General features: G+C 36.7%; 4 protein-coding genes. 2 read left to right on the top strand and 2 right to left on the bottom strand.

What is annotated here, in order from left to right; all coding sequences use genetic code 11:
• The first annotated feature begins 88 nt into the window (after window positions 1-88).
• Both IPZ78_RS11330 and IPZ78_RS11335 read left to right on the top strand, forming a co-directional pair.
• Window positions 89-997 carry a DUF1338 domain-containing protein gene (locus IPZ78_RS11330; RefSeq protein WP_225553756.1) on the top strand — a complete coding sequence of 303 codons (909 nt, stop codon included), beginning with the start codon at window positions 89-91 and terminating at the stop codon, window positions 995-997.
• 1 nt (window position 998) lies between these two features.
• Window positions 999-3,938, top strand: coding sequence for an FAD-binding and (Fe-S)-binding domain-containing protein (locus IPZ78_RS11335; protein ID WP_225553758.1), 2,940 nt, complete (start codon window positions 999-1,001; stop codon window positions 3,936-3,938).
• 30 nt (window positions 3,939-3,968) lie between these two features.
• On the opposite strand, the gene IPZ78_RS11340 is transcribed toward IPZ78_RS11335, so the two are convergent.
• A complete protein-coding gene (locus tag IPZ78_RS11340; protein ID WP_225553760.1) occupies window positions 3,969-4,811 on the bottom strand; it encodes a DUF2911 domain-containing protein in 843 nt (280 codons plus the stop codon).
• An 18-nt stretch (window positions 4,812-4,829) separates the two neighbouring features.
• Window positions 4,830-6,578 (bottom strand): DUF4091 domain-containing protein, encoded by a 1,749-nt coding sequence (locus IPZ78_RS11345; RefSeq protein WP_225553762.1) that lies wholly within the window; start codon window positions 6,576-6,578, stop codon window positions 4,830-4,832.
• Window positions 6,579-6,768: the final 190 nt, after the last annotated feature.

Below are 6,768 nucleotides of genomic sequence, written 5' to 3' on the forward strand. Positions count from 1 at the left end.
TATTGTTCCATGGTTTTAATCACATCCCGTACAAATAACAAAATGTTTTGTTAAATTTACTTTAGTATAAACATTAAATTTTGATATCATGCATTTTGAAGAAAATAATCCTTTGGATATTGTGCTGAATGATTTATTCGAACATTATCGTAAGAATGTTGCGGACGTCGATAAGATAACGAATGCGCTATTGGAAATGGGTGTAGTTAGTGTACAAGATGATATAGTGAACGATCACATTGCTTTTAGGACATTAGGAGTTCCCAATCTTGGCATAGCTTCATTTGAAAAAATTTTTCAAGCCTATGGTTATGTAAAGCGTGATTATTATTATTTCGAAGGAAAAAAACTAGATGCTTATTGGTTTTCGCCGCCGGCTGAAGGCTATCCGCGTATTTTCGTTTCCGAACTCCGTGTAAAGGAATTAAGTAAAGAAGCACAAGATATAATTTATAAATATACGTCTCCTATTACCTCAGATCCTGTAGATAGCTTGAATCTAAAAAACGGTGAAGAAGCTGCTGCTTTCTTACAAAAACCATTGTGGGCACTTCCGACATCTGAGGAATATGAAATCTTGTTGAAAGAGAGTGAGTACGCTGCTTGGGTGATTTACAACAGATATTATCTAAATCATTATACCATTAGTATTTATGAGCTGAAAGATGGGTATAATACATTGGAAGAATTTAATGACTTCTTGGTAAGTATCGGTGTCAAATTGAATAATTCTGGTGGTGTGATCAAAACTAGTGATGACAAACTGCTTCGTCAGAGTAGTACAGTTTCTGCGCTATACGATGCTAAATTTTCAGATGGAAAAACAATAGAAATCGCTGGAAGCTATGTGGAATTTGCAGAGCGCTCTGTTCTTCCTGAATTCAAGAATTTGTCAAAGGGCGAGATTACCTCAAAGCATCGTCGTGATGGTTTTGAAACAAATAATGCGGATAAGATTTTTGAAAGTACATATACAACTCAAATAAAGGGATCATAGCGTGGAAGAGCAGTTGCAGATATTAAAGGAATCGCTTTCGGGCGATCTTTTTTTCGATAATAAAATGCGTTTGCTGTACGCAACAGACGCTTCTGCTTATCGAGAATTGCCTTTGGCTGTTGCTATTCCAAAATCGGAAGAAGATATAAGCAAATTAATAGCTTTTGCTGAAAAAAATAAAACTTCCTTAATTCCTCGTGCCGCAGGGACTTCGTTGGCGGGTCAAGTGGTCGGAAATGGTATTATCGTAGATGTATCTAAACATTTTACCAAAATACTTGAAGTAAATAAGGAAGAGCAATGGGTTCGCGTGCAGCCAGGAGTGATTCGCGATGAACTCAATATGTTTTTGAAGTCTTATGGTTTGTATTTCGGGCCCGAAACATCAACAGCCAATCGGGCTATGCTTGGTGGTATGGTGGGAAATAACTCCTGCGGGTCGAATTCTTTGATATATAAAAGTACACGAGAGCACACTTTAGAGGTAGAGGGGTATTTGTCTGATGGTTCTAAAGTAACTTTCTCAGCATTGGAATTTGAAGAATTTATAGCTAAATGTGATCTGCCTACGCTGGAGGGAAAGGTATACAAACATATTCGTACTATATTAAGTGATTATAGTAATCAAACCGAAATTAGAAAAGAGTTCCCAAAGCAATCCGTAGAACGTAGAAATACGGGATATGCTATTGACTTGTTGCTCGAAACGGATCCTTTTACGGTTGGTGGTGAAAAATTTAATTTTTCTAAGCTAATCTGTGGTTCTGAAGGTACTTTGTTGTTTATAACGTCGATTAAACTGCATGTAAATTTATTATCTCAGCGACCGACGGGATTACTCTGTATTCATTTTGACTCGCTAGATGACGCTTTGCGTGCAAATCTTATTGCCCTTAATCATAAACCTTTGGTGAGCGAATTGATGGATGATTATATCCTTTCTTGTACCGAAAATAATTTGGAACAACAGCAAAATCGCTTCTTTGTAAAAGGCAATCCAAAGGCTGTTTTGATAGTCGAGTATGATGGTGAAACTGAAGAAGAAATCGCACACAAGGTCAATGCTGTAGAGGCAGATATGCGTCAATCCGGTTATGGGTATTATTTCCCTTTGATTTTAGGAGCTGACAAAAAGAAAGTTTGGGATTTGCGGAAGGCAGGTTTAGGGCTGTTGAGTAATACGCCTACAGATGCGAAACCCGTCGCTGTTATTGAAGACACAGCCGTCGCAGTAGAAGATTTACCCGCTTATATAGCTGAATTCAATCAAATATTGACGAGGTATAATTTGTATTCGGTACATTATGCACATGCAGCTACGGGTGAATTGCATTTGCGTCCGATTATTGATTTAAAGACTAGAGAAGGAAACCAATTATTTCGAGATATAGCTTTTGAAATTGCTAAACTTGTCAAAAAATATAAAGGATCGTTAAGTGGAGAGCATGGTGACGGACGATTGCGTGGTGAATTTATTGCCTATATGATTGGGGAACACAATTACCAATTGCTAAAAGAGATAAAAAACACTTGGGATCCCAATAATGTATTTAATCCTGGAAAAATTGTAGATACACCAGCGATGAATTCATTTTTGCGCTATGATCCTGAAGTTAAACCTAAAAATATATCATCCACATTTCGCTATAAAGGTCAAAATATTCTTCAGCACGTTGAGCAATGTAATGGATCAGGGGATTGCCGTAAAACGGAACTTTCTAATGGTACCATGTGTCCATCTTATATGGCTACACGTAATGAACATGATACGACGCGTGCGCGTGCTAATATTTTACGTGAATTTTTAACGAATTCTCCAAAAGAAAATCCTTTTGATCATCCTGAAATCAAGGAAGTAATGGATCTGTGTTTGAGTTGTAAAGGCTGTAAAGTTGAATGTCCATCGAGTGTCGATATGGCAAAGGTAAAAGCCGATTTTTTGCAAGCATATCATGATGCGAATGGTATTCCATTGCGTACCCGTATGGTCGGCATGGTTGATCAACTGACTTCGCTAATGGCAAATATTCCAACACTATATAATTGGGGAACATCAAATAAGTTTACCAGTAAAATAGTGAAGGATATGTTGGGATTCGATCATAGGAGAACTATTCCACAAATAGCTAAAAAATCACTTCGGAAATGGTTTATGGAACGTGAGAAGCCATTTTGGAATAATAGCGGACCAATAAAAGAGGTTTATTTCTTTTGCGACGAATTCACAAATTATAATGATGTAGAATTGGGGCAAAAAGCTATTTTGTTATTGGAAGAATTAGGTTATGAAGTGTTGATTGTAGAACATGCATTCAGCGGAAGAGCGTTGATGTCGAAAGGAATGCTACGTGATGCACGAAAATTGGCCAATAAGAATGTCCGAACTTTTTCTTCTCGCCTCACGGACGAGATTGCTTTAGTCGGTGTTGAGCCCTCAGCTATTCTTTGTTTTAGAGATGAATATGTGGATTTGGTTGATGTGGAATTGGAAACCGATGCGAAGCGGATAGCACCATTTGCTATGGTGATAGAAGAATTTTTATGGAAAGAAGTACAAAAAGGAAATATTAAGAAAGAATCCTTTGCTGATGTGCAACAAAAAATATTGCTTCATACGCACTGTCAGCAAAAAGCCTGGAAACTTCAGCAGTGTGCTGCATCCTTATTATCCTTTCCAGATGGAAATCAAGTAGAAGTTATTCCTTCAGGTTGTTGCGGTATGGCAGGAGCATTTGGATATGAGAAAGAGCATTATGATATTTCCATGCAAATAGGTGAATTGGTTCTTTTTCCAAAAGTAAGAGATAAAGAAACAGATGCTATAGTCGTTGCCACAGGAGGAAGTTGTCGCCATCAAATTCACGACGGAACGAAAGCGGTCGCGTTTCATCCTGTCGATGTACTATATGGTGCATTAAAACAGAAAAGCCATCTTACATAAGATGGCTTTTCTGTTTTAATAGAATATAAATTATTTCACAGCTTTCAACGCTTCAGTGTTTAATTTGATATATTCACCATTTTTAGCTTTTGTAGCAATTTCAATACCTTCTTGAGCTGCTTTTTTTGCTTCAGCTTTATCACCAGCTTTAGCTAAAATGCGGGATTTCCAATATTTTATATGTGGAGCACCAGTGTTTCCTTCGTCAGCTAATTTAACCCAGTCAGCGGCTTTTTTAATATCTAAATTATTGTTGAAATAGAATTGAGCTGCTTGGAAGTATGGCTTTTTCTCACCCTGCATAGCTTCATCAATGCTCGCCATAATCTCTTTAGACTGGTCTGTCTTTATAGCGAAACCAACTTCAGTGTTTTCCCAAGCCAAAGAAACGTGTGTAGAATTAGTAGTCACATCATCAAACGTAATGGTGAAAGTTTCTACTTTGTTCGCAAGTTTCTGAGGTTTTACTTTGAAACGTAAGAAATCATCTTCTTTCTTGTATTGATATGCGCCCCATTGTTTTGGATTTTTACTTAAGATAACAGTCCATTCTGTAGGATTCGGAATTGTAAAAATACCATAAGTACCTGCAGGCACAGCATTACCTTCAATAGTTACTTCTTCATCGAAAGTAATGGTTGGGATATTATTTGCTCCTGTGCGCCATACTTCATTATAAGGTACTAATTCGCCAAATATTTTACGACCTTTTGTACTCGGGCGTTGATATGACAAGATAATATTTTTGATACCCAAACCTTGGATGATTGTCGTGGTACTACTCGCTGGAGGTAGTTTTACCTGCGCTTGGCTCAATTCAGTTCCTAAGAACAACATAGCCACCGTTGCTATCGACAAAATAGTTTTTTTCATGGTGTTTGTTTTATGATTTTACAGTGAATTTACTAAATTTTTAAGGCTTTTGACCTGTGTTGGTATCAAATTACGATTAATATTTTTGTTACCGAACTTTTGAATCTCATTTTCTAACTTTTGAAGTTCTTGTGACTTGCCTTGCTTAGCTAATTTTTTACGTAATACCTTTATTTTTTCTACTGTTTGAATACCTTCTTGCAGTCTTTCAAAACGAATGCTTGTTTCATTTTCAGGATACACCAAGTAGGTATCTCCAGCTGCCCATGATCCAAACCTTGTGTCCTCTAAAGGCTTTTTATTCCAACAGTCATACGCCCATCTCAGGTATCCATCAAAACCTCGTTGTAAAGTGTTTACTGCTAAATAAACTGGCTCGTAATAGCCTGAACTTGTAAATGTATTGGGATATATCTCGGTACAACAGGTGTAAGCTGTCGTTTTGTAGCCTTTAGCTTTACGTGATTGTAAAATATCCTCCGACATGCTGTCGTAAAAAGGAATCGAGTAATCTATAATATCATCTGATAGCTCTGGGTGATAATATCCGGCGAGTGAAATTTGGAACTCAGGATCAGCTTTTTTAATAATACGAATGGCAGCCTGCATGTCCTTCATTGGTCTCTCATCCATAGCAATAGTAGTTTTGTGAAACCACTTTTTTTTCTTCAGATGTGCGGCAAAATTCTTTAAAAACGGATACCAATGATTTTCGTATACCTGTTCTTCTGGTTTTGCTTTTATGATTTCTCTTTTGTTGGTCGCTTCGTCAAAATAATAAAAGGACAAGTTCCAGGGAATCATACTGTAGCAATTGATGTAATCATGTACCCCTATGCTATGCATATACTCTACCCATTTGTCAAATAATGTATAATCATATTGCCATGAACCATCTTTCTTCTTTATCCATTGGATCATAGCGTCATATTTATCAAAAGTTTGACTATTCCATGGGTCATAAATCAAAGTAGTGGTGATGTTTTTTTGTCCTGCATTCGCTAGGCGTTGCATACTTGGCTTTATTTTTTCTAAATGTTCGTCAGAAAAAGTTTCTAGGTTATAATATCGTGCTGAAGAATATGGATTTTGCCATAAATCTAAATGAAAATCCCAGTCTGCTGACTTAGGTAGTTGAAAGTCGGAGACACGTATTGAATAGGGGATTTTGATGTTCATTGTATAAGTTGCTAATTTGATTGATGCAATGACATGACCCGAGTATAATCCTGGTTCTGCATTATTAGGAATTTTGATACTTAACCAAAGCGGTCTTACCTCTTTTGAATTGAAAGCAATAGTTTGTGTGTTCATGATTCTATCGGCAACTAATGTGGAGTCCAGTATGACATTAATTCCACAAGCTGATTTTAATTGAGAAGGATCATCACTGATAACATAGGCTATGGGGTTGAATTTTATATTGTTGTTTGAAATGATGTTTTTAGCAGATTTTAATTCCGTAAATGATAGGGAAAGTATACTGTTAGCATATTCCGGATTTTTACTCCATACCGCCAATTGTGTATTAATCGTTTCACCTTTCCATGCAGAAGTATGCCATGTGCGATTGATATCCTTGATGTTCGGTACATTATGTTTTGATAAGCTAAAATCACTATCCACAAAGCGGAAATAAATTCCTTTTCCTAATTTCCCCCATCCAGATTGGTCTGCTAAATTGCTTTTGGGGTCATTAGGTTCAATAAATTGTGCCGAGCCTGTTATAGCCAGCAGCATAAGGATCAATGTGAAAATTTTATTCATAGCTTATAATTTTACGCTGAAAGTACGAAAATAATTCTTGTTTAATAACAAAGGCTTTCATTTTGGACATGCCCCAAAAAGTTAGACACTTATTTGGGGCATTTTTATGAGAAAAAATCAGAAGTATAATTTCAATTTTAAGTTACGTTTAGTAACTATTCTTCAGCAGGGCAAAGATAGTATTGGAGGT

It is taken from the genome of Sphingobacterium bovistauri, assembly GCF_020295405.1.
Lineage (GTDB): Bacteria > Bacteroidota > Bacteroidia > Sphingobacteriales > Sphingobacteriaceae > Sphingobacterium > Sphingobacterium bovistauri.

What these genes read in the sequence shown, in the direction of transcription:
- IPZ78_RS11330 (WP_225553756.1), top strand. Translation starts at nt 89, where the DNA reads ATGCATTTTGAAGAAAATAATCCTTTGGATATTGTGCTGAATGATTTA.
- IPZ78_RS11340 (WP_225553760.1), bottom strand. Translation starts at nt 4,811, where the DNA reads ATGAAAAAAACTATTTTGTCGATAGCAACGGTGGCTATGTTGTTCTTA.
- IPZ78_RS11345 (WP_225553762.1), bottom strand. Translation starts at nt 6,578, where the DNA reads ATGAATAAAATTTTCACATTGATCCTTATGCTGCTGGCTATAACAGGC.